Annotated in this window: 28 protein-coding genes, 2 rRNA genes and 1 riboswitch (1 of these 31 running past the window's edge); of the genes, 28 read left to right on the forward strand and 2 right to left on the reverse strand. The window is 51.0% G+C overall.

Going from position 1 to position 24,836, the window contains the following annotated elements:
• A 23S ribosomal RNA gene (locus tag ACR9FF_RS00065) occupies window positions 1-1,357 on the forward strand (it extends 1,576 nt beyond the left edge of the window).
• Between the two features lie 137 nt (window positions 1,358-1,494).
• A 5S ribosomal RNA gene (gene rrf, locus ACR9FF_RS00070) occupies window positions 1,495-1,611 on the forward strand.
• A gap of 51 nt (window positions 1,612-1,662) precedes the next feature.
• Here the strand turns inward: rrf and ACR9FF_RS00075 are convergent.
• The gene (locus ACR9FF_RS00075) at window positions 1,663-2,193 is read right to left on the reverse strand and encodes a transposase (protein WP_435168130.1); all 531 of its coding nucleotides are present in this window, start codon (window positions 2,191-2,193) and stop codon (window positions 1,663-1,665) included.
• A 175-nt stretch (window positions 2,194-2,368) separates the two neighbouring features.
• Between ACR9FF_RS00075 and ACR9FF_RS00080 the strand changes: the two genes are divergently transcribed.
• The 10 genes from ACR9FF_RS00080 (at window position 2,369) to rsmI (ending at window position 9,677) form a co-directional block, all read left to right on the forward strand.
• Entirely contained in the window at window positions 2,369-2,560 is a 192-nt protein-coding gene (locus tag ACR9FF_RS00080; protein ID WP_127497050.1) for a sigma factor G inhibitor Gin, read from the forward strand.
• A gap of 90 nt (window positions 2,561-2,650) precedes the next feature.
• Complete coding sequence (locus ACR9FF_RS00085) at window positions 2,651-4,123, forward strand: aminotransferase class I/II-fold pyridoxal phosphate-dependent enzyme (RefSeq protein WP_435168132.1); 1,473 nt, start codon at window positions 2,651-2,653, stop codon at window positions 4,121-4,123.
• Window positions 4,124-4,233: 110 nt separating this feature from the next.
• Window positions 4,234-4,887, forward strand: a complete 654-nt coding sequence (gene tmk / locus ACR9FF_RS00090; RefSeq protein ID WP_201008808.1) for a dTMP kinase — start codon at window positions 4,234-4,236, stop codon at window positions 4,885-4,887.
• A gap of 59 nt (window positions 4,888-4,946) precedes the next feature.
• On the forward strand, window positions 4,947-5,276 hold the full coding sequence (locus tag ACR9FF_RS00095) for a cyclic-di-AMP receptor (RefSeq protein WP_012772016.1): 330 nt from the start codon (window positions 4,947-4,949) through the stop codon (window positions 5,274-5,276).
• Between the two features lie 16 nt (window positions 5,277-5,292).
• A complete protein-coding gene (locus ACR9FF_RS00100; RefSeq protein WP_127497044.1) occupies window positions 5,293-5,736 on the forward strand; it encodes a YaaR family protein in 444 nt (147 codons plus the stop codon).
• A gap of 15 nt (window positions 5,737-5,751) precedes the next feature.
• Window positions 5,752-6,729 carry a DNA polymerase III subunit delta' gene (holB, locus tag ACR9FF_RS00105; RefSeq protein ID WP_127497042.1) on the forward strand — a complete coding sequence of 326 codons (978 nt, stop codon included), beginning with the start codon at window positions 5,752-5,754 and terminating at the stop codon, window positions 6,727-6,729.
• 4 nt (window positions 6,730-6,733) lie between these two features.
• Window positions 6,734-7,543, forward strand: coding sequence for a PSP1 domain-containing protein (locus tag ACR9FF_RS00110; RefSeq protein ID WP_127497040.1), 810 nt, complete (start codon window positions 6,734-6,736; stop codon window positions 7,541-7,543).
• Between the two features lie 32 nt (window positions 7,544-7,575).
• Entirely contained in the window at window positions 7,576-7,992 is a 417-nt protein-coding gene (locus ACR9FF_RS00115) for an initiation-control protein YabA (protein WP_201008806.1), read from the forward strand.
• 116 nt (window positions 7,993-8,108) lie between these two features.
• Window positions 8,109-8,759 (forward strand): tRNA1(Val) (adenine(37)-N6)-methyltransferase, encoded by a 651-nt coding sequence (locus ACR9FF_RS00120; protein ID WP_435172012.1) that lies wholly within the window; start codon window positions 8,109-8,111, stop codon window positions 8,757-8,759.
• A gap of 30 nt (window positions 8,760-8,789) precedes the next feature.
• Window positions 8,790-9,677, forward strand: a complete 888-nt coding sequence (gene rsmI, locus ACR9FF_RS00125) for a 16S rRNA (cytidine(1402)-2'-O)-methyltransferase (RefSeq protein WP_435168136.1) — start codon at window positions 8,790-8,792, stop codon at window positions 9,675-9,677.
• Window positions 9,678-9,799: 122 nt separating this feature from the next.
• Here the strand turns inward: rsmI and ACR9FF_RS00130 are convergent, their stop codons facing one another.
• Entirely contained in the window at window positions 9,800-10,054 is a 255-nt protein-coding gene (locus ACR9FF_RS00130) for an AbrB/MazE/SpoVT family DNA-binding domain-containing protein (RefSeq protein WP_012772023.1), read from the reverse strand.
• A gap of 284 nt (window positions 10,055-10,338) precedes the next feature.
• On the opposite strand from ACR9FF_RS00130, the gene ACR9FF_RS00135 reads away from it, so the two are divergent.
• The 16 genes from ACR9FF_RS00135 (at window position 10,339) to ACR9FF_RS00210 (ending at window position 24,761) form a co-directional block, all read left to right on the forward strand.
• Entirely contained in the window at window positions 10,339-11,634 is a 1,296-nt protein-coding gene (locus tag ACR9FF_RS00135) for an HD domain-containing protein (protein ID WP_201008804.1), read from the forward strand.
• 30 nt (window positions 11,635-11,664) lie between these two features.
• A complete protein-coding gene (locus ACR9FF_RS00140) occupies window positions 11,665-12,438 on the forward strand; it encodes a TatD family hydrolase (RefSeq protein ID WP_127497030.1) in 774 nt (257 codons plus the stop codon).
• Window positions 12,439-12,621: 183 nt separating this feature from the next.
• A riboswitch (cyclic di-AMP (ydaO/yuaA leader) is annotated at window positions 12,622-12,831 on the forward strand.
• A gap of 244 nt (window positions 12,832-13,075) precedes the next feature.
• On the forward strand, window positions 13,076-14,209 hold the full coding sequence (locus ACR9FF_RS00145) for a 3D domain-containing protein (protein WP_174806595.1): 1,134 nt from the start codon (window positions 13,076-13,078) through the stop codon (window positions 14,207-14,209).
• A gap of 155 nt (window positions 14,210-14,364) precedes the next feature.
• Window positions 14,365-14,910: a ribonuclease M5 gene (rnmV, locus tag ACR9FF_RS00150; RefSeq protein ID WP_248757487.1), complete on the forward strand. Its 546-nt coding sequence runs from the start codon at window positions 14,365-14,367 to the stop codon at window positions 14,908-14,910.
• A 5-nt stretch (window positions 14,911-14,915) separates the two neighbouring features.
• The gene (gene rsmA, locus ACR9FF_RS00155) at window positions 14,916-15,812 is read left to right on the forward strand and encodes a 16S rRNA (adenine(1518)-N(6)/adenine(1519)-N(6))-dimethyltransferase RsmA (protein ID WP_280525717.1); all 897 of its coding nucleotides are present in this window, start codon (window positions 14,916-14,918) and stop codon (window positions 15,810-15,812) included.
• A gap of 1,200 nt (window positions 15,813-17,012) precedes the next feature.
• Complete coding sequence (yabG, locus tag ACR9FF_RS00160; protein ID WP_127497025.1) at window positions 17,013-17,906, forward strand: sporulation peptidase YabG; 894 nt, start codon at window positions 17,013-17,015, stop codon at window positions 17,904-17,906.
• A gap of 155 nt (window positions 17,907-18,061) precedes the next feature.
• Window positions 18,062-18,337, forward strand: coding sequence for a biofilm formation stimulator Veg (gene veg, locus ACR9FF_RS00165; protein WP_012772031.1), 276 nt, complete (start codon window positions 18,062-18,064; stop codon window positions 18,335-18,337).
• Window positions 18,338-18,492: 155 nt separating this feature from the next.
• Entirely contained in the window at window positions 18,493-18,678 is a 186-nt protein-coding gene (locus ACR9FF_RS00170) for a small, acid-soluble spore protein, alpha/beta type (protein ID WP_012772032.1), read from the forward strand.
• A gap of 126 nt (window positions 18,679-18,804) precedes the next feature.
• Window positions 18,805-19,659, forward strand: coding sequence for a 4-(cytidine 5'-diphospho)-2-C-methyl-D-erythritol kinase (gene ispE, locus ACR9FF_RS00175; RefSeq protein ID WP_201008801.1), 855 nt, complete (start codon window positions 18,805-18,807; stop codon window positions 19,657-19,659).
• 81 nt (window positions 19,660-19,740) lie between these two features.
• On the forward strand, window positions 19,741-20,565 hold the full coding sequence (gene purR / locus ACR9FF_RS00180) for a pur operon repressor (RefSeq protein WP_012772034.1): 825 nt from the start codon (window positions 19,741-19,743) through the stop codon (window positions 20,563-20,565).
• A 62-nt stretch (window positions 20,566-20,627) separates the two neighbouring features.
• On the forward strand, window positions 20,628-21,023 hold the full coding sequence (locus tag ACR9FF_RS00185) for a RidA family protein (protein WP_127497020.1): 396 nt from the start codon (window positions 20,628-20,630) through the stop codon (window positions 21,021-21,023).
• Between the two features lie 129 nt (window positions 21,024-21,152).
• Window positions 21,153-21,437 (forward strand): septation regulator SpoVG, encoded by a 285-nt coding sequence (gene spoVG, locus ACR9FF_RS00190; protein ID WP_012772036.1) that lies wholly within the window; start codon window positions 21,153-21,155, stop codon window positions 21,435-21,437.
• 228 nt (window positions 21,438-21,665) lie between these two features.
• On the forward strand, window positions 21,666-23,066 hold the full coding sequence (gene glmU, locus ACR9FF_RS00195) for a bifunctional UDP-N-acetylglucosamine diphosphorylase/glucosamine-1-phosphate N-acetyltransferase GlmU (RefSeq protein ID WP_435168143.1): 1,401 nt from the start codon (window positions 21,666-21,668) through the stop codon (window positions 23,064-23,066).
• A 60-nt stretch (window positions 23,067-23,126) separates the two neighbouring features.
• Complete coding sequence (locus tag ACR9FF_RS00200; protein WP_127497014.1) at window positions 23,127-23,780, forward strand: 50S ribosomal protein L25; 654 nt, start codon at window positions 23,127-23,129, stop codon at window positions 23,778-23,780.
• A 126-nt stretch (window positions 23,781-23,906) separates the two neighbouring features.
• A complete protein-coding gene (gene pth, locus ACR9FF_RS00205; protein ID WP_127497012.1) occupies window positions 23,907-24,467 on the forward strand; it encodes an aminoacyl-tRNA hydrolase in 561 nt (186 codons plus the stop codon).
• A gap of 63 nt (window positions 24,468-24,530) precedes the next feature.
• Entirely contained in the window at window positions 24,531-24,761 is a 231-nt protein-coding gene (locus tag ACR9FF_RS00210) for an anti-sigma-F factor Fin family protein (RefSeq protein ID WP_012772040.1), read from the forward strand.
• The last annotated feature ends 75 nt before the right edge of the window (window positions 24,762-24,836 follow it).

Here is a 24,836-nt window from a genome sequence, read left to right on the forward strand (position 1 = left end):
ATGGGGAGCGAAAATTGCAGTAGCGAAGGTCATGTACTCCGGCTGTCAAGAAAAGCCTCTAGCCAGGTGAAGGTGCCCGTACCGCAAACCGACACAGGTAGGCGAGCAGAGCATGCTAAGGCGCGCGGAAGAACTCTCGTTAAGGAACTCGGCAAAATGACCCCGTAACTTCGGGAGAAGGGGTGCCTCGGTAGGGTGAATAGCCCGAGGGGGCCGCAGTGAAAAGGCCCAAGCGACTGTTTAGCAAAAACACAGGTCTGTGCGAAGCCGTAAGGCGAAGTATACGGGCTGACGCCTGCCCGGTGCTGGAAGGTTAAGGGGAGCGGTTAGGAGCAATCCGAAGCTGTGAACCGAAGCCCCAGTAAACGGCGGCCGTAACTATAACGGTCCTAAGGTAGCGAAATTCCTTGTCAGGTAAATTCTGACCCGCACGAATGGCGTAACGACTTGGGCGCTGTCTCAACGAGAGATCCGGTGAAATTTTAATACCTGTGAAGATGCAGGTTACCCGCGACAAGACGGAAAGACCCCATGGAGCTTTACTGCAGCTTGATATTGGACTTTGGTACGATCTGTACAGGATAGGTGGGAGCCTGAGAAGCATGAGCGCCAGCTTGTGTGGAGGCGACGTTGGGATACCACCCTGATCGTATCGGAGTTCTAACCTGCTACCCTGAATCGGGTAGAGGGACCGTGTCAGGTGGGCAGTTTGACTGGGGCGGTCGCCTCCTAAAATGTAACGGAGGCGCCCAAAGGTTCCCTCAGAATGGTTGGAAATCATTCGTAGAGTGCAAAGGCATAAGGGAGCTTGACTGCGAGACCAACAAGTCGAGCAGGGACGAAAGTCGGGCTTAGTGATCCGGTGGTACCGAATGGAAGGGCCATCGCTCAACGGATAAAAGCTACCCTGGGGATAACAGGCTTATCTCCCCCAAGAGTCCACATCGACGGGGAGGTTTGGCACCTCGATGTCGGCTCATCGCATCCTGGGGCTGAAGTAGGTCCCAAGGGTTGGGCTGTTCGCCCATTAAAGCGGTACGCGAGCTGGGTTCAGAACGTCGTGAGACAGTTCGGTCCCTATCTGTCGCGGGCGCAGGAAATTTGAGAGGAGCTGTCCTTAGTACGAGAGGACCGGGATGGACGTACCGCTGGTGTACCAGTTGTTCCGCCAGGAGCACCGCTGGGTAGCCAAGTACGGACGGGATAAGCGCTGAAAGCATCTAAGCGTGAAGCCCCCCTCAAGATGAGATTTCCCAATTAGTAAGACCCCTTGAAGACGACGAGGTTGATAGGTTCGGGGTGGAAGCACAGCAATGTGTGGAGCTGACGAATACTAATCGGTCGAGGGCTTATCCTAAACAAACCCCAAAAAGTGAAGTTAAGCGTTGCAGCTTATTCCGATTACTTTTCGGGGACCCCGCAAGAAACTTAAGGAATTCATAATTTCGCATCCAGTTTTCAAGGCGCAAGCTTTGAATAAGCCAAGAGCTTACGTTTGGTGGCGATGGCGGAGGGGAACCACGCGTTCCCATACCGAACACGACCGTTAAGCCCTCCAGCGCCGATGGTACTTGGACCGCAGGGTCCTGGGAGAGTAGGACGTCGCCAAGCAATGAAGAACCTGCCGCATTTCGCGGCAGGTTTTTTGTTTTGTCCCGGTATTTATTGATGATAATAAGAGGCTTCGTTTTTTTGGAGGCGGAGAATTCCGTCTTTACGCTGCTTGCGGAAGGCAAGAGATAAGAGCATGCGAGGGACGATAAGCCATAAATGCCAGCAGAGGATGCTGATCAAGAGGGACGGCTGGATCCATGGATACATAACCGCAACTGCGCAGAGGCCAATCCAGAAGAGATGGCGGTGTACGCGGCGGTATAGGGCAAGGCGGATATCGTTGGCGGGCTTAAAGCCGAACCATGGCGGCGTAATTCCCCAAACCCAGCGCCGGTCTACGGCATCGTCAACGCGTATAAAGGCAAGCAGCAGTATAACAAGATGAATGACCTGTATGATGGCAAAGCCAAGGAGCCAACTGAACAAGCCGTCCATGCGGTACATCAGCAGCTGGAAGGCCAGCAGGATGACTGCAATGAGGATATGGCTTTGGACTAGCTCAGGGCGGATGACTTTCCTCCGGACTAGCTTATATTGATAGATCGTGGCCGCTTGCTGTTCCAATAAGGATTGACGCATATTGTACTTCCCTTCTTCGTTACTCAGGTAGTATATCGGCAGTTTTGGATTCACCAATTAGGCGGATGCTGCATACGATATAGAAATATTTGAAATGGGCTATGAAACAAGTATAAACCGCTAGAATATATGCCATAATAATAGCTATATAGGATGACAGAAAGGCGGGATGGGTATGTCGGAAGAGCGCGCGCTTCATTGCATTATATGCGGGGAGCATAAAGCAGAGGGTGAAGGGATCCGCATCGTGTCTGAGTTTATTTGCGAGTCATGCGAATCCGAAATGGTTCGGACAGACGTTAAGGACGCCAAGTACCCTTTCTTTATTCATCAAATGAAACAGATTTTTATTGAGAAAAACGCCTGAGCGGAGTCCTTCTAATAGGATGCCGCTCTTTTTTTGTGCCTAAATCCGTTACAATAGACGAATAATAGATAGAAGGGAAGCTTTTAGACCATGAACCGATCGCACGCCCCTTTGTTCGAAGCATTAGTACAGCATTATGAGACGGAGCCGGTTGGATTTCACGTACCTGGGCACGGATATGGGCATATATATGAGCAGGAACAAAACAAAGCAATGAACTGGCTGTCCGGCATGATGAAGCTGGATGTGACGGAGCTGTCCTCTACAGATGATCTGCATCATCCGGAGGCATCCATAGCGGAAGCGCAGAGGCTTGCAGCGCAATGCTTCGGGGCCGATGAGACCTTTTTTCTCGTAGGGGGAAGCACATCCGGAAATCTGGCGATGATCCTTGGAGTATGCGAGCCTGGCGATCTCATGATCGTTCAGCGCAATGTCCATAAGTCAGTCCTTAACGGATTAAAGCTAGCAGGGGTGAGAGCGGTAATTGTCACGCCTAGAATGGATGAGGAAACGGGATTGCCAACAACCCCATCATTAGAGAGCATAGAACAAGCGCTTAAGCTGTATCCCGAAGCTAAAGCCGTGATGCTGACCAATCCCAATTATTACGGCATGACTGCAAATCTGACGAGCTATGCGGAGCTCATACACGGCTATAATAGTATGCTGCTTGTAGACGAAGCGCATGGCGCGCATTACGGATTACACTCTTCATTCCCCGAGTCGGCTATTCAGGCCGGTGCGGACGCGGTTGTACAGTCTACTCATAAGACGCTGTCCGCCTTAACGATGGGAGCAATGCTTCATCTGAAGGGGGACCGGATTCCAAGAGAATCGATAAAAGAAGTACTAGCCGCGATTCAGAGTTCAAGTCCGTCTTTTCCGATTATGGCATCCCTTGATGTTGCGCGCGTTATGGTAGACCGGTATGGGGCAGCATGGTTTGAACCGGGAATTGCTTCCGTACAGGCATTCCGGTCTTGGATAGAGCAGGAGGAAGGGGCCTTGAAGGTGCTCCCGGCCAATCAAAGCTCAGAAGCTTACGATAACTTGGATCCGCTAAGAGTTGTTTTATGGGATCGTACAGGGACCGTCACCGGCTTTGAACTGCAAAAGCTATTGGAGGAGCAGGGCTGCTGGGCGGAGATGGCGGATATCAAGCATGTAGTATTGGTGTGGGGATGCCGGACAGGAGATGACACTAGGTTAAAGCTTCAGGCTGCTTGCAAACAGATCGAACACATCATCAGAAACAGCTCCATCAAGAGCGTAAGAGTTTCAACAAGTTCCTATCCGGGTATTGGTTTCTCAACTCCGCAGAAGCCGGTAGAATGGAGCCGGAAAAAGAGGGAGCAGCTTAGACTGCCGTTGGAAGAGTCAGAGGGCTATGAGGTCGCGGAAATGGTTGTACCTTATCCTCCGGGGATACCGATTCTTTACCCGGGAGAAGCGTTGACCAAAGAGATGATAGGGTATATTTCGACATTAGCCGAGACTGGAGCCAAGTTTCAGGGAGCGGTCGACAGCAGGATGCAGACAATTGCCGTATATTCGCGTTAATTAGGTTAAAATAAGTAGTACAAGGGTATTCGCTTTGTTAGAACTTTGTTAAAATATATACTATACACAACTATAGTGTTGAGTAGCATAAGGTTAGGAGCCATACGAGGTTGAATAAGGGAATCTTTATTACCATAGAAGGCGGCGAAGGTGCCGGCAAAACAACACTGATTGAGCAGCTCGCGCATACGATGCAGCAGCGGGGCAAAACCGTTATTACGACCCGCGAGCCAGGCGGCATCCCGATTGCGGAGCAGATCCGTTCCGTTATCCTGGACCGTAACCATACGGGAATGGATGCGCGCACGGAAGCCTTGCTGTATGCAGCATCAAGACGCCAGCATTTGGTCGAGAAGGTTATGCCGGCGCTTGCGGACGGTCAGATTGTCATCTGCGACCGTTTCGTGGACAGCAGCCTCGCTTATCAGGGCCATGCCAGAGGACTGGGCATGGAGGAGGTATGGTCGATCAACCGTTTTGCGGTGGATGGAGCCATGCCTCAGCTTACGATTTACATGGATATCGATCCGGAGGTTGGATTAGCCCGGATCAGAGCCGCAGGCGAACGCGAAGTCAACCGCCTGGACCTGGAGTCGCTTGCTTTTCACCAGCTAGTGCGGGAAGGCTATAGGAAGCTGCTAGAGCAGTTTCCGGAGCGGATCGTGAAGGTTGATGCGGGAAAAGCGGCAAATGCTGTACTGGAAGAAGTTATTTTGACGATTGACCGCAGATTTAAAGGATTTTTCGCAGCCGATGTGCAATAAACAACGTATGAATGACTTCGTACCTGTTCTATTAACCTAACCAATTGGGAGGAATGAGGATGAAATTAGTCATTGCGATTGTACAAGATAAGGACAGCAACCGTTTGTCGAATGCTCTTGTGAAGGATGGCTTCCGCGCTACCAAGCTTGCAAGTACGGGGGGATTCCTTCGCGCAGGCAATACAACGTTTATGATTGGTATAGAAGATGAGCGTGTTCACGAGGTACTACAAGTGATCAGTTCGAACTGCAAGGTGAGAGATCAGCTGGTTACGCCTGTTTCACCGATTGGTGGTTCGACCGATTCGTACATTCCTTTCCCTGTAGAGGTGCAAGTGGGGGGAGCGGCGGTATTCGTCGTACCTGTTGAGCGTTTCGAACATTTCTGATTGGACGTGAATAGCGATGAAAATCGATCAAAGCTGGCGTCCGCTCGGCCAGAACCGTGCAGGCGGAGATACGGCGACGAAGCCGGCTCCTGCCAGAAGCTTCTCTGACGCCCTGGTACAGCAGGATGCCATGCGGACGCAGGAGCAGCTGCAGCAGAAGCTTACGGAAATTCATAATCAAGGCGAGCGTCTGGCCAGAACGATGACGGTCCGTGAGCTGAAGATGTACCGGCAGATGGTGAAGCGGTTCCTGGAGGATACCGTCAAACGCGGAATCGGGCTGAAGGAGCTGCGCGGTTTTGATCGAAGAGGCCGGACCAAGCGATACAAGCTGCTCGATGAAATTGATTCGGCGCTGGTATCCATGGCAGAGGAGCTGCTGGAGACGGAACAAGGCAGGCTCGAGCTGCTTGGCCGGATCGGAGAAATTCGCGGACTTCTAATTAATTTATTGTTTTAGAAAGGGTACGCAGCAATGAGCATGGAACAAGTAGCCGGCCAATGGAAAGCGAAGCGAATATTAAAGCATGCGCTGCAGAGCGACAAGGTTTCGCATGCTTATTTGTTCTACGGCCCTTCCGGTACAGGAAGAAAGGCTATGGCCAGAGCCTTCGCCAAGGCACTCTTTTGCACGTCTGGCGGGGATGACGCCTGTGATCATTGCCTGGAATGCCGTAAATTCGAGAATGGGAATCAGCCGGATCTGCTGACCATTACGCCGGATGGGCAATCCATCAAGATTGATCAAATACGCGAGCTCCAGCGCGAGCTTGCTTACCGGGGAAGCGGTACTTCACGGAAGGTATATATTGTCGAACGCGCGGAGACAATGACCCTTCAGGCAGCGAATAGTCTGCTTAAATTTTTGGAGGAGCCGCTTTCTCCTATTGTTGCCATACTAATTACGGATAATGGACAAGCCGTGCTTCCAACCATTCGTTCAAGGGCGCAGTGGGTGCCATTCCTGCCGTTCTCGGCAAACGAAATGCTGCAGTCTCTCGTTAACGAGGGAGCACCGCCGACTCTGGCCCGCGCAGCCGTTCAATTGAGCTCCGGACTTGATGGCGCTAGAGAGATTATCCAACAGAATCAGTTTGCAGAAATCAGAAACGTAGTGATACAATTAGGGAAGGAGAGTCTGACCCGATTCACCGCGGGAATGCTCACCGCCCAGCAGCAATTTTTCAAAACGGACCTTGCGGGTGAAACGCAGCTCATGCTGTCGTTACTTGTATTATGGTTCAAAGACATGATTCAATTTCAGGCCGGAAGGCAGGAAAGTATTGTTTATATAGATCAGTTGGACTGGATTGGCAAGCATGCGTTTAACCGCCCGATCGAGAGCTGGATTGCTTGTATCGAGCATACGCTTGAAGCGGGTAAAAAAATACGTTCCAACGTATCTCCGCAGCTTGCTGTCGAGCAACTATTGGTAAACCTACAGGAGGGCTAAATCCTTGTATAACGTTGTCGGTGTCCGCTTTAAGAAAGCGGGCAAGATTTATTACTTTGATCCAGCCCTGCACCCCGTGGACAAGGACCAGCATGTTATTGTCGAAACGGCCAGGGGGATCGAATACGGTAAAGTCGTGGTCGGACAGAAAGAAGTCGGTGAAGAAGACGTTGTCCTTCCGCTGAAGAAAGTGATCCGGATTGCCAGCGAGGTAGATGCGAAGGTCGTGGAAGAGAACCGTGCCGCCGCGAAGAACGCTTTTGCCACCTGCTTGGACAAGATAAGAGATCATCAGCTCAGGATGAAGCTGGTTGATGTGGAATTCACGTTCGACCGGAACAAAATCATTTTCTATTTTACGGCTGAAGGAAGGGTCGACTTCCGCGAGTTGGTAAAAGATTTGGCCAGTGTGTTCCGTACGCGTATCGAGCTTAGGCAAATCGGCGTACGCGACGAAGCGAAGATGCTTGGGGGCATCGGTCCATGCGGGCGTGTATTATGCTGCTCTTCTTGGCTCGGGGATTTCGAACCGGTATCCATCAAGATGGCCAAGGATCAGAACTTATCGCTAAATCCTACGAAGATCTCGGGGTTATGCGGCCGTCTTATGTGCTGCTTGAAATATGAGCATGACAATTACGAAAGCGTGCGGGAGGAGCTTCCTTCCGTTGGCAAAATCGTCGTCACGTCTTATGGCGAAGGCAAAGTAACGGGCATCAACGCTTCCACGAAGTCTGTGTACGTGCAGTTGTTCGATGTGTCGGGTAAACCGAAGGAGCTGCCGCTCGACGATGTGGTTGTGAAGGAAAATTGAACGACTACGTTTGAAAGCTCTGGGGTGAAAGCTTGGAGAACAAAGAAATCTTTAATCAAATGGATGAATTAGAAAGCCGGATGGGTGATTTTCATGTTCATCTGGGCGTTCTGAAGCAGCGTGTGAAAGAACTGCTGGAGGAAAATCAGCAGCTAAGCATGGAAAACGAACAGCTGCGCAAAATATTGAAAAGAGAGACGTCGCCGAAGCCAAAGTCGACTGCAAGCCGCCAAGGGGGACAAGCTGTCCAGCCTGCCCGCCGGGAGGTTGCAGTGCATGCGGAGGAAGATACGGTTCACGATACATCGCAGCAAGCCGGTCTCGTCGGTGAGGCGCATGATAATTTGGCTAGGCTGTATCACGAAGGATTCCACATCTGCAACGTATATTACGGGCATTTGAGGACAGAAGGAGATTGCTTGTTCTGCTTATCCTTCCTTAATAAATAATAGAACATTGCAAGTATACCGTCCTTGTCTATGAAGGGCGGTATCTTTATGTCAGGGGAGTTAGGACAAAGGTGCGGGAAGTAAGACTGGAACCAAATGAACGAATTGATGATTTGATGACGGAGACGGGTCTCCATATCATCCAAAGCCGGGAAGTATTCAGCTTCTCCCTGGATGCGGTGCTGCTATCGAAGTTCGCTACCATTCCGAAGCGCGGACGAATTCTTGATCTCTGCACGGGAAACGGGGTAATCCCGATGCTGCTGACGACCAGGACCGATGCGCGGATCGATGCGGTTGAGATTCAGCCAAGACTAGCGGACATGGCAAGGCGCAGCGTAGCGATGAATAACCTGTCGGAGCAGGTCTCTATTATAGAGGCGGATCTGAAAATATTCATGAAAGAAGCCGGCAATGGTATTTATGACGCCGTAACGGTCAATCCTCCATACATGGCGGTAAAAGCAGGCGACTCCAACGAGAATGATCATTACGCAATCGCCCGTCATGAAATACATTGCACGCTGGATGATGTCGTTCATGCCTGCGCAAGGCTTGTCCATTCGGGAGGAAAGGTGGCTATGGTTCACCGTCCTTCGCGGTTTATCGATATTATGGAGACGATGCGGAAATACCGTCTTGAACCCAAGCGCGTGCAGTTCATCCATCCCAATGCGCAAGGGGAGGCCAATATGGTATTAATAGAGGCGATACGCGACGGCAAGCCGGAGCTTAGGCTGCTGCCGCCGGTCTTTGTATACGAATAAACAATATTACGGACGGGAGGGAGCAAGGCAATGATACAAATTCAAAAAAGCTTTAAAGATCAAGCGGATAGCGATTATGGTATCCTATATTTGGTAGGTACTCCGATTGGCAATCTGGAGGATATGACTTACCGGGCAATCCGGACTTTAAAAGAAGTGCAGCTTATTGCGGCTGAAGATACAAGGCAGACACGCAAGCTGCTTACGCATTTCGAGATAGCCACCAGATTGGTCAGCTATCATGAGCATAATAAGCAGGCTAGCGGAAGCGAGCTTATCCGTCTATTGATAGAAGGACAGTCTATTGCGCTTGTCAGCGATGCAGGCTTGCCTGCCGTTAGTGATCCAGGGGCTGACCTTGTTAAAGATGCCGTGGAAGCGGGTATAAAGGTAGTACCTATACCGGGAGCGAATGCGGCCTTATCGGCGCTGATCATATCGGGACTCCCGACCGACAGGTTCATGTTCACGGGATTTCCCCCAAGGGATAAAAAGCCGCTTGCCGAATGGCTGACCCGTCTATCCCGTCAAGAAGGGACGCTTATGATGTATGAATCTCCCCATCGCCTGAAGAAGACGCTGGACGCTATGCTGGAACACTGGGGCGATCGGCGGATTGCGATGGTTAGGGAGCTTACTAAGCGCCATGAAGAGGCTGCGCGCGGAAGCATATCCGAATGTCTTGCTTTTCTTGAGGAGAATCCTCCCCTGGGAGAATACTGCCTTATTATTGAAGGGGCAGCTGCAGGATCGGGGGATGCGGGAGATAACGGAGAGATTTGGTGGACAACACTTGGGCTTGAAGAGCATGTCGCCCATTACGAGAATGAAGGCATCGACCGCAAAGAAGCCATTAAAAAAGCGGCCCAAGACCGTGGCCTGCCGAAGAGGGAAGTCTATAACGCAGTTAATCGCTAGATTACTGCGTTATTTGGGCAAAAAAAGACCTTCCTGGCCGGGTTCTAGCACAGGAAGGCATCAAGGAGTATAAAAAGGTTAGAATTAACAAGTTGGTGTATTTCTATTATAACCTATATTTCTTATTTTGTCACAGGAGAAGGCATCTCAGATAAACAAATATGGCAAACAATTTTGCCTTTGAAGTAGGATACGTTTTCCGCATTGCCGCAGAAGATACATGCAGGCTCGTATTTCTTAAGCATAATACGCTCGCCGTCTACATAGATCTCCAGAGCATCTTTCTCGCCAATACCAAGGGTACGGCGCAATTCGATTGGAATAACAACACGACCCAATTCGTCGACTTTACGTACAATACCAGTAGATTTCATCATGATTTTGTTTCTCCTCTCAGGAAATTACATTTCGTCACTATTCGACATAGTTTTTCTTTTTATGGCTACTATAATACCAACGATTCCCATAATAGTCAACCGAGAAAGTCTTTAATAGAGCTTACTAGACCTATATTTACGGGAATTTGACTCTATAGCAAGGTCATATTAATCTTACTATAGAATACAACAGCTTCGACAATTTGGAAACTATATTACGACAGTATTCGACATTCTACCAGAGTTTTGTGTCGAAACCATGAACAAAGGGGTTGAAAGGGCGAGTGAATCAGCAGCTGACCGAAGAGAAGGTTTTTAAGGATCCGGTGCACAAATATATTTACGTGCAGGATCAGACGGTGTGGGATTTGATCAACACGAAGGAGTTTCAGAGGCTTAGACGAATTCGCCAGCTTGGGACCTCTTATTTGACGTTTCATGGCGCAGAACACAGCCGCTTCTCCCACTCCTTAGGGGTTTATGAAATAACGAGGAAAATCATCTCTCAATTCGAGCGTAACGAGTATCCGGGCTGGCCGGCGGAGGAAAGACTGCTGGCTCTCTGCGCCGCTCTTCTGCACGACGTTGGCCATGGGCCTTTTTCTCATTCGCTGGAGCAGGTATTCGACACTCATCATGAGCAATGGACCTGTGCGATTTTGCTGGAGGATACGGAAGTTAACCGCGTGCTGCGCCGCGTATCGGAGGATTTCCCGGAGAAGGTAGCCTCGGTAATCAGCAAGACGTACCCGAACCCGATCGTTGTAAGCCTGATTTCCAGCCAGATGGATGCGGACCGGATGGACTATCTGCTGCGCGATGCTTATTTTACGGGAGTCAACTACGGCAACTTCGACCTGGAGCGGATTTTGCGCGTCCTGCGTCCCGTTCAGGGCAAGATTGTCGTAAAGGAAAGCGGGATGCATGCCATTGAGCATTACTTAATGTCCCGTTACCAGATGTATTGGCAAATTTATTTCCATCCGGTTACCCGGAGCTCGGAGATTATACTAAGGCAGATCACCCGCCGGGCCAAGGAGCTGTACGACAGCGGCTATACCTTTTCGTGGATGCCGGGACCCATTAACAAGCTGCTTGACGGCAGCATTACGGTGCCGGATTATTTGAAGCTGGACGAGGCCTACATGCAGACGATTTTCTCGTTATGGACCGAAGAGAAGGATGCATTGCTCGCCGGGTTGTGCGACCGGTTCCTCAATCGCCAGCTCTACAAATACATTACGCTTGATGATCCGGGGGATTCTTTATTGGAAGAAGCGGCTCTGGAGTTCATCGCGATCGGTCTTAACCCGGACTACCATATGGAAATCGATTTCCCGTTTGACCAGCCTTACGACATTTATCGCCCCGATGCGAAAAAAGGCGGGAAAGAGGATAAAGCGCCGATTTTGCTGCTTAACGAAGATAACACCTTAAGCGAAATATCGGTGAAATCCGACATTGTACGATCCATCAGCGGACTGCATCAAGGCCAGTATCATATCTATTACCCGATCGAGCCCCTGCTCGCCGCTGCTGACCGGTTAAGCCCGGCTGTCCGGGAATTATTCAAAATTTAACTCTATATATAGAAGGAGCTTGCAGCTAAGATGATATCTTTATTCGACACGCATACCCACCTGGACTCTCCGCAATTCGACAACGACCGTGCCGAAGTTATCGAAAGAGCGCGTGCTGCCGGTGTCGATTTAATGATCAATATCGGTTTCAACCGCGAAACAATTCCAACGACGATGGAGCTTGCGGAAAAATACGATTTTATTTATGCAGCAGTTGGCTGGCATCCGGTGGACAGCGTTTTCATGGAGCCGGGGGATCTGGAATGGATCGAGCAGCTTTGCGCCCATCCGAAGGTTGTAGCCATAGGGGAAATCGGTCTTGATTACCACTGGGATACCTCTCCGAAGGATGTGCAGCACCGGGTATTCCGGGATCAAATTCGCCTAGCCAGGAAGCTGGGTAAGCCGATTGTCATCCATAACCGGGATGCGCATGAGGACATTGTCCGTATTCTGAGGGAAGAGAAAGCGTCTGAAGTCGGAGGGGTTATGCACTGCTACTCCGGCAGCTGGGAAACGGCAAAAATGTGCCTCGATATGAACTTCTATATTTCGTTCGGCGGACCGGTCACTTTCAAAAATGCAAGGGTGCCAAAAGAGGTGCTTGCGAACGTTCCGCTTGACCGTCTTCTTATCGAAACGGACTCCCCATATTTGTCTCCACATCCATTTAGAGGGAAGAGAAATGAGAGCTCGTATGTGTCCCTGGTCGCAGAGGCAGCAGCGGAAATAACAGGAAAATCCAAGGAGGAAATCGCAGTTATTACAAGCGCAAACGGTAAAAAATGTTTTGGTATTGTTTAAAAACGGATTAAAACCGCTGAAATAAGGACTATAGCGGCGATAAAACTCTTTTTACTTGTTGGAATCGCCGATATTTGCCTTCAGAATCCTAAAATTTCGTTAAAATCGTCTTTTAACGCATCTTTACAATTCTGTGGTCAGGAATGTATGATTTTTCTCAGAGCTTTAACTTTTGTATTGGATTTCCAGTTTGCGCTTAATCTCCGAAAGCCGGAGAGCGGGGGAACCAACGACAGCGGATGCGTAGTTAAGACGTCTTGAAGCATCGCGTGGCGTATGAATTCTTCAGGGGTGAATTTTGCGGCGATTGCCATGAGCATTCGTTCCGCGGATAGGGCAGCTCTCTCGCCCGAACCCGTCAGCTAACCTCGTAAGCGATTATAGAGAGCGATCAACCTCGTGTATTCACCTTTTCCTGAATGTTTGATTACCCAGGAAGCCACGATCAGATCCTCTGTCGAAGGCTTCTTTTTATTTTCGATTTTCGCTATTCGGAAATAGTCTTTACAGGGTAAATCTTGGAGGTGGGAGGCCGTAACACTGGAGCGTGCTTGTCACGCCAATATACTTAATAGTCGCGTCAATAGTATCATGCGTAACAGTTTGGCGGCGGGGCTATGAAGGAGGACCGATAGAAGTGGGAATGATCCAGGCTAAGGAGACCCATGGGAAGCGATCATCCAGCATGACTTTCGCATTGCGATGGAAGCATGAAAACTTGCGTTTAATTGTTCTGAGTGCAATTATCTCAATCGCTATGACTTTCATGTTTTTGGTGTTGTTGTACGGATCGGCTGATAAGAGCGTATCCGTAGTAGTGAACGGACAAGAAACTGTTGTTAAGACAAAACAATGGGTCCTGCAACGCCTACTGGATGAACAAGCTATAACGGTTGGACCCTATGACGAGGTATCTCATCCTCTGAATGCGTCCATCAAAGACGGAGACCGCATCGAAATCAAGTACGCGGTTCCGGTTACCGTAAAAGCAGATGGCAAAACATCGACGGTGTACACGACAGAGAAAACAGTACAGGCGGCGATCGGGAAATTAAATATTCCTGTCCGCGATCAAGATAAAGTTATCCCGTCTCTCGATACTCAGATTTCGAAGGCAATGACGGTGACCGTTACCCGCATCGATACCAAGGTAGCAGAGAATGAACGGACTTTGCCGTTCTCGATCGTAAAGAAACAAGATCCTACCCTCGAGAAAGGGAAGGAGAAGCTGGTGCAATCCGGCAAGAATGGCGTCGTTATCGAGCGCGTGGAGAAAAAGTACGAGAACGGTGTTCTTGTCTCCTCCAAGCTGGTCGACAAGGTCGTTCAGAAGCATACGGTCAGTCAGGTCGTAGCGGTCGGATCGAAGAAGGACGTACATACGCTCTCGGCTGCGAGCACGGGCTCCTATACAAAGAGCGGCGTAACGTTTAAGGCAAAGAAGATTCTCAAGAATGTCACTTTAACCGCCTATTCGGCAGGCGTAGCTTCTACGGGCAAGGATGAGAGTCATCCGGGATACGGCATTACGGCTTCCGGCGCGAAGGTGAAGGAAGGCCGTACGATCGCGGTGGATCCGGATGTTATTCCAATTGGCTGGTGGGTGTACATCGAAGGCATTGGCTTCCGCAGAGCGGAGGATACGGGCAGCGCCATCAATGGCAACAAGATCGACGTTTACTTTGACAGCACAAGCTATGCCAATAAGTTCGGCCGGAAAAAAGGGTATACCGTATACGTGCTTGGACCAACCAAGCCAACCGCAAGCTAATGGCTTCACGCTATCGTATTTCATTGTTAAATATGCCATTATAAGAAGAGGCGCTGCCTCTTCTTTTTGTGTGTATGGAGATGCTAAGCAGGCTGCATAATCATTGACGGTGAAAGAAGAGCGAAAGTTGCTGCTTTGGAAAGGAATGTTCGCTTGTGATTAAGGAAATTATTGTGGTGGAAGGCAAAGACGATACGGTAGCCGTGAAGCGGGCCGTTGAGGCGGATACGATCGAAACGAACGGTTCTGCGGTTGGCGAGGAAGTGCTTCGCCGGATCGAGCTGGCGATGGAACGCAGAGGCGTTATTATATTTACGGACCCCGATCATGCGGGCGAGAGAATTCGCAAAATTGTCGCGCGGCGCGTGCCGGGCTGCAAGCATGCTTTTCTGCCGCAGGAGAAGGCCATGTACAAAGGCGATATCGGAATCGAGAACGCAAGCCCCGAAGCGATTCGTCAGGCGCTCTCCGAGCTGCGGACGGAGATGGCGGCGGGAGAAGGGGACATTACCTGGGAGGATCTGATGGAAGCGGGTCTTATCGTCCATCCGGACGCGGCAAACCGCCGTCTTCGGATGGGCAAGCTGCTTGGGATCGGATATGCGAACGGCAAGCAGTTTTTCAAACGGTGTACAAGCTTCCGGATCTCCCGCGAAGAATTCGCGGAGGCTCTGCGTACGATGGAACAGGGACAGGAGTGAACGGTATGAGCGGAAACGATATGAAGGCGATTGAAGTAGCAACGCCGAAACGCACGAAGGAAATTATCGCGAAGTATGGCTTCTCGTTTAAGAAGAGCTTGGGCCAGAACTTCCTGATTGATCAAAATATTTTGCACAAGATCGTAAACGCGGCCGGACTCGACAAGACGAAGGGCGCTCTTGAGATCGGACCGGGCATCGGCGCGCTCACGCAGCATCTGGCTGCGGCAGCGGGCACGGTAACGGCTATTGAGATCGACAACCGGCTTATTCCGATACTGGGTGACATTCTGGCGGGCGAGGAGCATGTGAAGGTCGTGCATGGCGACGTGCTTAAGCTGGATCTGAAAAAGCTGTTCGAGGAGCGTTTCGCTGACGTGACTGGCGTAAGCGTCGTGGCGAACCTGCCGTATTATGTGACGACTCCGATTCTGATGAAGCTGCTGGAAGAGCGTCTGCCGCTCGAGAACATCGTCGTCATGATTCAGAAGGAAGTCGCGGAGCGGATGGCGGCGAAGCCGGGCGGCAAGGAATACGGCAGCTTGAGCGTAGCCGTGCAGTATTACTGCGAGCCGCAGCTTGTCTGCATCGTGCCGCATACGGTATTTATTCCACAGCCGAATGTAGACTCGGCTGTCATCAAGCTGGCGGTGCGCGAGAAGCCGCCGGTCGATGTGGAGGACGAGGCGCATTTCTTCCGCATCGTCCAGGCGAGCTTCGCCCAGCGCCGCAAAACGCTGGCGAACAATCTGACGGCGTTCGTGGGCAAGGAACGCCGCGAGGAAATGACGCAGCTGCTTATCGGCTGCGAGATTGATCCTGGCCGTCGAGGAGAGACCTTGTCCCTCGACGAGTTCGCCCGCATCAGCCGCGCCTTCCTGGCGGCGGGCTGGCGGGGTTAGCTCGGCCTGCTGTTAGCAGCCGAGCCTTGTTTGAGCCGGCGGCGAGCGGTTAGCGCCGCCGGTTTGTTGTGGCCTTGCCCGCCGCCGGAGTGGCGGGCGGGGAGAGCCTTGGCACGGCTGCGAAGCGCCGTGCGGGTCCTCGGGCCTGTACGGGGGCATTGTGGCCCCCAAACAGCCCGCTCATCCGTTCAGAGTATCCCACTGAGATCTGTCAGCTACCAGATGCTCCTGTAACGCGGAAAAAACGACTTTCGCGGCTCTACTGTCGTTTGCTCCATCCACTATGGCCTCAGCAACACGAAAAAACCGACTTACACGAATTATCTTCGCTTCATTTGCCCTCCAGAACCCCAGCAACACGAAAATTTCCTCTTACAGCCCACAAAGAATACTAAGCACACTGCTTAAAGATCCTGTAGCATGAAAAACCGACTTACACGGCCTCACCGTCGCTCCACCATTACCCGGGCAATACGCAAGTGAGGGAATGGGGAGAGACAGTTTAATTTAAGGAATAACGCAAATCGTTGCTCCAGGGGAACAGTAACTACTCTTCGGTGAGATCTTGCAATTCCCAACCTGTTGACGGACTAATTATGGCGGTGGGCGATGTGCATCTAGTGAGGCGCAAAGGCGGCAAAGAGTGATTCAGAGCAATATAATCATCCTTATATGCGTGATTTGCTAACGGCCCCCAGATGCAGCTCTGATGCCGTTAATGGTTATTCTCCGCCTGGGGCTCTGTCGCAGGCAGGCATTGCTACGCCACTACGCTACGTGGAGCAAAGGTGGGTCACGCTTGTAAGGCACTCGTTGCCAGCAGGCAAAAGTTGGCCTCGAGTGTGTAGGCAACGCAACATCGGGCAGGCAACGCCGCTGCCCGCCCGCCATATCGCCGCGCCAGGTGCAGCAGCGCGGGCAGCCTCGGCCTCCCATAAGGAATGTGGGGAGGCAATTGGGAGGCGCAGGCTACCCGCAAGAGGGTAAGGGGTAACTCCCATAAGGAGCGGAGCGTCCGCCTTTGCCTGTACATTGCCACCCATGTGGCATAGTTCAAGCAATGTACAGGCAACAGCGGCCGTTGGGAGTTACCCCGTCCCTCAAAGCGGCAGCCGGAGCCCGTCCCCTAAGCAATCGCACAATTTTCTCCGCACATTCCGTCCCCTCCACCCATACGATAGACGAAGAGGTGATTTACCCATGAAGCAAGGGGACCTGGTCGTCCGCAATTCCTATGGCGGTGACGTGCTGTTCCGAGTTGAAGAGATGCGATCCGATCAAGCGTTATTGAAAGGCACGGATTACCGTTTGCTTGCGGATGCGCCAATTCCCGACTTGTCGGTTGTTCGTGACCCGGAAGCGACAAGCGCGCGGCAGCAAGTGAAGATTAAAGTGAACGACTCTCTTAAACGGATGCGGCAGGAGAAGGCGCATCTTACGGTGTTATCAAGCCCTGACCGAGCTGCTTTGCAACAGCAAAGCCAGTCTTATTTCGAATTGCCGGGCAAAGTGCTTCATTTGGACGGAGACGGCAACTACTTACGGAAAAGCATGCAGTTGTACCAAACGATGAAGGTGCCCGCGCATGGCGTGCATGCTCACGAATCGCAGATGGCACAGCTGCTGTATCGTTTGCTGCCGCAGGTAAAGCCGGATATCGTTGTGATCACCGGTCATGACGGAGTCCTCAAAAACCGCGAGGGCGAAGATCTGTATAGCCTGAGCAGCTATAAAAATTCGCAGCATTTCGTAAATGCCGTGCGCGTTGCCCGCCAATACGAAAAGAATATGGATGGGCTTGTTGTGGTAGCCGGCGCATGCCAATCGCATTTCGAAGCGCTGCTGCAGTCGGGCTCCAACTTCGCAAGCTCCCCGGGAAGAATATTGATCCATGCCTTGGATCCTGTATATATTGCAATTAAAGCAAGCTATACGTCTGTCAGGGAGTCAATCAACCTCTCGGACGTGATTCACGGGACTATCAGCGGGATTGACGGGGTAGGCGGTATTGAGACGATGGGCAGGCACCGGATGGGGCTGCCGAAGCCGAAAAAAGTGACCCATTCCACGGCCAGCATGAAGATAACGTCTTAATATGTACACTTTTTATGAGAATATGCACCAAATTCGAAAAAATGGGCGAAAAAACCGTTGACAAGAAAATAAAAACGCTGATATAATATTTTGCTTCATTTGACAAACCTCCTCTTTCTGGTTATAATGGACAAGGAAAGAGGTGGTAGTGGACAATGGCAAAAAACGCGCTATTGGAAATTAAACGCAATTTGGAAGCTCACGTAGGCTCCAAAATCCGTCTTCGAGCTAACGGTGGCCGGCGAAAGACCATCGAACGCACCGGCACGTTAGAAGAAATCTACCCTTCTGTTTTCATTGTCAAACTGGACCAGGAGTCTCACGCGTTTAAGCGCGTTTCCTACAGTTATGCGGATATACTGACAGAGTCGGTTGAAGTGACCGTGTGCAATGACGAAGGTCAAGTCCGAATCACCCATATTCAACAATAGATGCATGCAGCATGCTTAAACGCGGATCAATTGGATTCGCGTTTTTTTTCATATCGGAGGATGCTTGAATTCAGTCTGCTGCATAATCGACCGTCTGCTTGGCACATACTAAACCGCAATCACATACCTTTCTAAGGACAGGAGGTGCACGGAACATGGGCCGCAGAAGAAGTGTCATGTCCGAGCAACTGAAATACGAGCTGGCGAAGGATCTGGGTTTCATCAACAAGGTGGAACAAGAAGGCTGGGGCGGTATTAGCACAAAGGATGCCGGCAACATGGTAAAGCGGGCAATTCAGCTCGCGGAGCAGGCCGCAGCCAGAAACCACGGACAGCAATAGACTGGAAATACAGCCGTCAGAAAAGCTAAGAGAACGGGGCGTTTAAGGCCAGCGTTGACCTCTTAGCTTTTCTTGTGCCCGTTTGTTATAATGTTGCTTAGCTAACAACGAACGGGAGAGCTTGCCATGAAAATTTACGAAAAGGCTCCGGCGAAAATAAACCTGCTGCTCGATGTCCTGCGGAAGCGGGAGGACGGATTCCATGAAGTCGAGATGATCATGACGATGGTCGATCTGGCTGACCGTCTGGAGCTGGAGGAGCTGCCGAGGGATACGATTATTATATCGAGCCAGGCTGGATACATACCGCTTGACGAGAAGAACCTGGCCTTCCAGGCTGCGCGTCTGATCAAAGAGCGTTACGACGTCCGTAAGGGCGTATATATACATCTGGATAAAAAGATACCGGTAGCCGCGGGGTTGGCCGGGGGCAGCAGCGACGCTGCCGCCGCACTGCGCGGGCTGAACCGCCTGTGGCAGCTAAATATATCGGAGGACGAGCTTTGCCGCCTCGGCGCTGAGCTTGGCTCCGACGTACCGTTCTGCGTAACGGGCGGTACCGCGATAGCGCGCGGACGCGGGGAGAAGCTGGAGCGCATCAGCAATCCGCCGCAGTGCTGGGTCGTATTGGCCAAGCCTCCTATTAACGTATCAACGGCCGATGTATACGGAAAACTGCGTGCCAATGAGCTGAAGAACCATCCTTCAACGAAGGAGATGGTATCGGCCATCGAACGCGGGTCCTTCACGGATATCTGCGCCGGACTCGGCAATGTGCTCGAGAATGTGACCTTGGATTTATATCCGGAAGTGCTGCAGCTGAAAGAAAGCATGCAAAAGTTAGGTGCCGATGGCGTCCTCATGTCGGGTAGCGGACCAACGGTGTTTGGTTTAGTCTCGAAGGAAGCCAAGCTTCCACGTATCTATAATGGACTTCGCGGATTCTGCAAGGAAGTCTACGTGGTAAGAATGCTGACATAATGCTGACGTTTTTCTTGATTAAATCCGTATAAAAATGTTATATTGACTTTATATTATTCGGATTTAGTGGGGGGAATGGCTTTGAAAAAATTGAAGCGAAGCGCAAGACTGGTAGAGATGACGCAATATTTGCTGAGTCGTCCCCACACGTTAATTTCGCTCACAGCATTTGCTGATCGCTATCAGTCTGCGAAATCTTCCATCAGTGAAGATTTGGCCATTATAAAAGAGGTCTTCGAAGAGGAAGGCTTCGGTGAATTAAATACGCTTGCCGGTGCTGCAGGGGGCGTGAAATACACGCCTAAGATGCATACTTCCACGGCTTTATCGATTATGGACAACATTTGCCGCCAACTGGAACAACCTGAGAGGGTACTTCCGGGCGGTTATTTGTATATGACCGATATGCTGGGACAACCGGAGCTGCTGGCCGATGTTGGACGAATGTTTGCGACAGCTTTTGCTGACCGAAATATTGACGTGATTATGACGGTTGAGACCAAAGGAATTCCGCTTGCTTACGCAACGGCGGCTTGCCTCAATCTGCCGGTTGTGATTGTAAGACGAGATAATAAAGTGACGGAAGGTTCGGCGGTAAGCATCAACTACGTTTCCGGCTCCAACAAACGGATCCAGACGATGTCCCTCGCCAGACGTGCCCTCAAGGAGCAGTCCCGCGTCCTTATTATTGATGATTTCATGAAAGCCGGAGGTACGATACAAGGGATGATGGATTTGCTTTACGAATTCAAGGCGACCGTAGCGGGCGTTGGCGTATTTGTAGAATCGGGCGAAGTGGAGCATGAAGAGCGCCTGCTCGAGGATTACGTATCGCTTGCGACCTTGACGGCCGTTGATCTGAAGACGAAGCAGACAAAAGTTATTCCGGGCAACTATTTCAAATAAAAGAGCAAAGCGGCGCAGCCGCTTTGCGTGTATTACATGAATAGAAAGGTTGGGAATTCGCAATGACAGACAAAAAGCTGCAAGTAATCGCTACAGATAAAGCGCCGGCTGCAATCGGGCCGTATTCGCAGGCTATTAAGGTGGGGGATCTGCTGTTCACCTCCGGTCAAATTCCGCTGGACGCATCGGGCCAATTGGTAGAGGGCGGAATCGAGGAACAGACGCACCAGGTTTTCCGTAATTTACAGGCAGTATTAGAAGAAGCAGGAGTAACATTAAATAATGTTGTAAAAGCAACAGTATTTATGAAAGACATGAATCAATTTGCAATTGTTAACGGCATCTATTCTTCCTACTTCGGCGACCATAAGCCAGCACGCTCCGCGGTTGAAGTGGCGCGGCTTCCGAAGGATGTGCTTGTCGAAATCGAGCTCATTGCATCGACTGTTGTCGAATAGAAACGAAAAAAAATTATCTGTAAAAAAATATTTTAAATATCGCATTTTTTTCCAAAAAAGCAGAAGGAATTAGCACAAAAATGTGGAAGTATACACCAAGTCTCAGATAGGCAAAGGTGGTGAACACAAGTGCAAATTACTGATGTCAGACTCCGCCGTGTAAATTCGGAAGGGCGTATGAAAGCTATTGCTTCTATCACCATTGACAATGAATTCGTTGTTCACGATATTCGCGTCATCGATGGTAACAATGGCATGTTTGTGGCTATGCCTAGCAAACGTACGCCAGATGGAGAATTCCGGGATATCGCTCACCCAATCTCTTCGACGACCCGGGAGAAAATCCAAGCTGCTGTACTCGCTGAATACGAGCGTGCGGCAGTGGAAGAAGTGGCAATTGAAGAAGGAGCTTAAGCCTATCCTTTAAGTAACGGAATTGCGTCCCTTTGTCGGGACGGCGGACGCCGTTTTAACAAAGGGATAATAGAAAAGAGGGCCGTGAGGCTCTCTTTTCTTTTTGTGTATAATGGGATATAGTCTTTTACAAGGTGGCGGAACGCGTACTTTTGCGTAATTTATTCATAGGACATCCAAACTTATAAATAACAACATTCAAAATAGGTAGTGTAGGAGGAATTTCAATTGAAGGTAATGACGATTGTATTGGCTGCCGGTCAAGGCAAGCGGATGAAATCGAAACTATATAAGGTTCTTCATCAAGTGAGCGGCAAACCGATGGTTGGCCATGTGCTCGATACGGTTAATGAAGCAAAGAGCGAGCGGACGGTAGTTATCGTTGGTCACGGGGCGGAAATGGTAAAAGGCTACCTCGGCGACCGCGCGGAATACGTGCTGCAGGAGCAGCAGCTGGGCACCGGCCATGCCGTACGCCAAGCAGAAGCGCTTCTCGGTTCGGAGGAAGGCACAACGATCGTCATTTGCGGCGATACTCCGCTTGTACGGGCGGAGACCATTCAATCGATGCTGGCCTTGCATACATCCACCGGCGCGGCAGCAACGGTTCTGACCGCATCCTTCGATAACCCGACGGGTTACGGACGCGTTATTCGCGGAGCGGACGGCGCCGTCCAGCGCATTGTCGAGCAGAAGGATTGCTCGGCCGAAGAAGCAGCCGTGAAGGAAATCAACACGGGTACGTATTGCTTCGACAACAAGAAGCTGTTCGCGGCTCTGGCGGAAGTGAAGAACGAGAATGCGCAAGGCGAATACTATTTGACCGATGTTATCGGTATTTTCCGCAATGCCGGCGATACGGTTCAAGCTTATTGCACGCCGGACCTGGCGGAAGCGATTGGGGTAAACGACCGCGTAGCGCTGGCGGATGCCGAACGATTCATGCGCGAGCGCATTAACCGCAGGCATTTAATTGAAGGTGTAACGATTATTGATCCCGCGAATACGTACATTGAAGCCGATGTGCGCATTGGAGCGGATACGATTATACATCCGGGCACCGTTCTGCGCGGCAAAACGGTTATCGGCGAGGATTGCGAAATCGGGCCTCAGGCCGATATCACCGATTCCGAGATTCAAAACGGCGCTGCCGTAAAATATTCGACGGTTGCCGATTCGGTTGTGGGCAAGGACAGCACGGTTGGTCCTTACGCGAACCTGCGTCCGGGCTCGAAGCTTGGCGAGGGCTGCAAGGTCGGCGATTTCGTCGAGCTGAAAAACGCTACGCTTGGCGACGGCAGCAAAGTGTCGCATTTGAGCTATGTGGGCGATGCCGTAGTCGGCAAAGACGTTAATATCGGCTGCGGAGCGATTACGGTCAATTACGACGGCTTCAACAAAGCGATCACGGAGATCGGCGACAATGCTTTTGTAGGCAGCAACGTCAATCTGATCGCACCGGTGAAGCTTGGCGAGGGAGCTTACGTCGTAGCCGGATCGACCATCACTCATGACGTTCCCTCCGGGGATCTGGCGATTGCTCGTCAGCGTCAGGAGAACAAAGCCGGTTATGCGGATAAGATCCGTGCCCGCGCGAAAGCGAAGAAAGAAAGAAGCAAGAAAGAATAGGTTTTCCAGCAGTTGGGCAAAGTGATATGGAAATTGACTTTTTAGGAGGTTCCTATCCCGATGTCCATAGCAATGACGGCAGAACAAAGAAATACAACCATGAAGAGCGAACTCCGCAGCTTGAGGGCAAGCGGCCGGGTACCCGGCGTCGTTTACGGCAAGCAGCTCGCTTCCCCGGCTTCCGTGGCCATTCAGGAGAAGGAGCTGCTCGCTTTGCTGCGTTCCCATCCGAATGCGGTCATCGACCTGGACATTCCGGGCGCGGGCAAACAGTCGGTCATGATTGCCGACGTACAGCGCGAGAAGCTGTCGCGTAAGCTGATCCATGTTGATTTCCAACAAATCAATATGAATGAGGAAGTAACAACTCATGTCCGTATTGATCTGGTTGGGGACTCGCAGGGCGAGCGCGAGGGCGGCATCGTGCAGGCTTTGCTGCATGAGCTGGAGGTGCGCTGCCTCCCGGGAAGTATTCCGGATTCGATTCCGGTTGACGTAACCGGCCTTCTGATGGGAAGCAGCTATCTGGTGGGAGACGTTCAGGCTCCGGCTGGCGTAACGATTATGACCGATCCTTCGGCGGTGCTCGTGACGGTTCTGGTACCTCAGAAGGACCTGACGGCCGAGGAAGCGGAGGCGCAGGAAGTGGAAGCGAAGGAAGCGGTATCGCGTTCCACGGAAGCGCAAATGCACGAGGTTGATTTCGCAAAATAAAGGAATGGACAAACGGTATCTGCCCTCCGCGGGAAGATACCGTTTCTTCCTTTCGTGCAGGGAATATTGCCCATCGTGTAGAATGAATATAGACATACGCAAAATGAGATTGGAGAGCAGGATAGCATGAAGTGGATTGTAGGGCTGGGGAATCCCGGCACAACCTATCAAAGCACGCGGCATAATGTAGGCTTTATGGTCATAGACGAGCTGGCTCGGCGCTGGAACATTCAAGTGACGCAGAGCAAATGCAAGGCTTTGATTGGCGAAGGAAATGTACAAGGCACGAAGGTTGTCCTCATTAAGCCGATGACGTATATGAATCTGTCCGGGGAATCTGTCCGGAGCTTCATGGATTACTTCAAGGCTGATTTGGAAGACGGACTTATTGTTTACGATGATATGGATACGGAGGTCGGTAAAGTCCGGCTTCGTTATCAGGGCAGCGCAGGAGGCCATAACGGCATCAAGTCGCTTATTCAGCATTTGGGCACGCAGCAGTTCAACCGGATCCGAATGGGCGTCTCGCGTCCGCAGCCGGGCCGCAACATTGCCGACTACGTGCTCGATAATTTCCCGAAGAGCGAGCAGGAAGCGCTGAAGAGCATGATTGAACAGGCCTGCGACGCGGTGGAGTATAGTCTGAAGGCGAGCTTCGACAATACGATGGCCAAGTTTAACAAGTAACCGCCTAAGCTCGGACAAAACGGGCATACTGAAGGGTATAACTATTCTTCAGGAGGCATACATATGGCTGTGAACTATATTTGCCGGCACTGCCGGACGCCGATGGGGACGATAGAGGAGAAGGAAATTTCCGAGTCGCGGCTTGGTTTCCATTTCTTGACCCCCGAAGAGCGCAGCGATATAATAGCGTATAACTCGAACGGCGATATTACGGTTAAGGTTGTTTGCGACTACTGCCGCGAGGCGCTGGAAGCAAACCCGGAGCTTTTGCTCGTCGTAAATCCGCTGCAGTAATGTAACGCAATAGCGTTCGTAGCCTTGGCATTCGGCTGAGGCTTCTTTTCGATGATTCCTATTGTAAAATAAAGC

This window comes from Paenibacillus glycanilyticus (genome assembly GCF_051200795.1).
In the GTDB taxonomy this organism is placed as follows: Bacteria; Bacillota; Bacilli; order Paenibacillales; family Paenibacillaceae; genus Pristimantibacillus; species Pristimantibacillus glycanilyticus.

Bases quoted from the DNA above. Each gene is read 5' to 3' on its own strand.
- ACR9FF_RS00185 (WP_127497020.1), top strand. From the start codon at position 20,628: ATGACAGACAAAAAGCTGCAAGTAATCGCTACAGATAAAGCGCCGGCT.
- holB (WP_127497042.1), top strand. From the start codon at position 5,752: ATGAGCATGGAACAAGTAGCCGGCCAATGGAAAGCGAAGCGAATATTA.
- ACR9FF_RS00080 (WP_127497050.1), top strand. From the start codon at position 2,369: ATGTCGGAAGAGCGCGCGCTTCATTGCATTATATGCGGGGAGCATAAA.
- ACR9FF_RS00085 (WP_435168132.1), top strand. From the start codon at position 2,651: ATGAACCGATCGCACGCCCCTTTGTTCGAAGCATTAGTACAGCATTAT.
- ACR9FF_RS00095 (WP_012772016.1), top strand. From the start codon at position 4,947: ATGAAATTAGTCATTGCGATTGTACAAGATAAGGACAGCAACCGTTTG.
- veg (WP_012772031.1), top strand. From the start codon at position 18,062: ATGGCAAAAAACGCGCTATTGGAAATTAAACGCAATTTGGAAGCTCAC.
- ACR9FF_RS00200 (WP_127497014.1), top strand. From the start codon at position 23,127: ATGTCCATAGCAATGACGGCAGAACAAAGAAATACAACCATGAAGAGC.
- rsmI (WP_435168136.1), top strand. From the start codon at position 8,790: ATGATACAAATTCAAAAAAGCTTTAAAGATCAAGCGGATAGCGATTAT.
- pth (WP_127497012.1), top strand. From the start codon at position 23,907: ATGAAGTGGATTGTAGGGCTGGGGAATCCCGGCACAACCTATCAAAGC.
- ispE (WP_201008801.1), top strand. From the start codon at position 18,805: ATGAAAATTTACGAAAAGGCTCCGGCGAAAATAAACCTGCTGCTCGAT.
- yabG (WP_127497025.1), top strand. From the start codon at position 17,013: ATGAAGCAAGGGGACCTGGTCGTCCGCAATTCCTATGGCGGTGACGTG.
- ACR9FF_RS00170 (WP_012772032.1), top strand. From the start codon at position 18,493: ATGGGCCGCAGAAGAAGTGTCATGTCCGAGCAACTGAAATACGAGCTG.
- rsmA (WP_280525717.1), top strand. From the start codon at position 14,916: ATGAGCGGAAACGATATGAAGGCGATTGAAGTAGCAACGCCGAAACGC.
- ACR9FF_RS00140 (WP_127497030.1), top strand. From the start codon at position 11,665: ATGATATCTTTATTCGACACGCATACCCACCTGGACTCTCCGCAATTC.
- ACR9FF_RS00075 (WP_435168130.1), bottom strand. From the start codon at position 2,193: ATGCGTCAATCCTTATTGGAACAGCAAGCGGCCACGATCTATCAATAT.
- ACR9FF_RS00100 (WP_127497044.1), top strand. From the start codon at position 5,293: ATGAAAATCGATCAAAGCTGGCGTCCGCTCGGCCAGAACCGTGCAGGC.
- ACR9FF_RS00210 (WP_012772040.1), top strand. From the start codon at position 24,531: ATGGCTGTGAACTATATTTGCCGGCACTGCCGGACGCCGATGGGGACG.
- ACR9FF_RS00120 (WP_435172012.1), top strand. From the start codon at position 8,109: ATGACGGAGACGGGTCTCCATATCATCCAAAGCCGGGAAGTATTCAGC.
- ACR9FF_RS00130 (WP_012772023.1), bottom strand. From the start codon at position 10,054: ATGATGAAATCTACTGGTATTGTACGTAAAGTCGACGAATTGGGTCGT.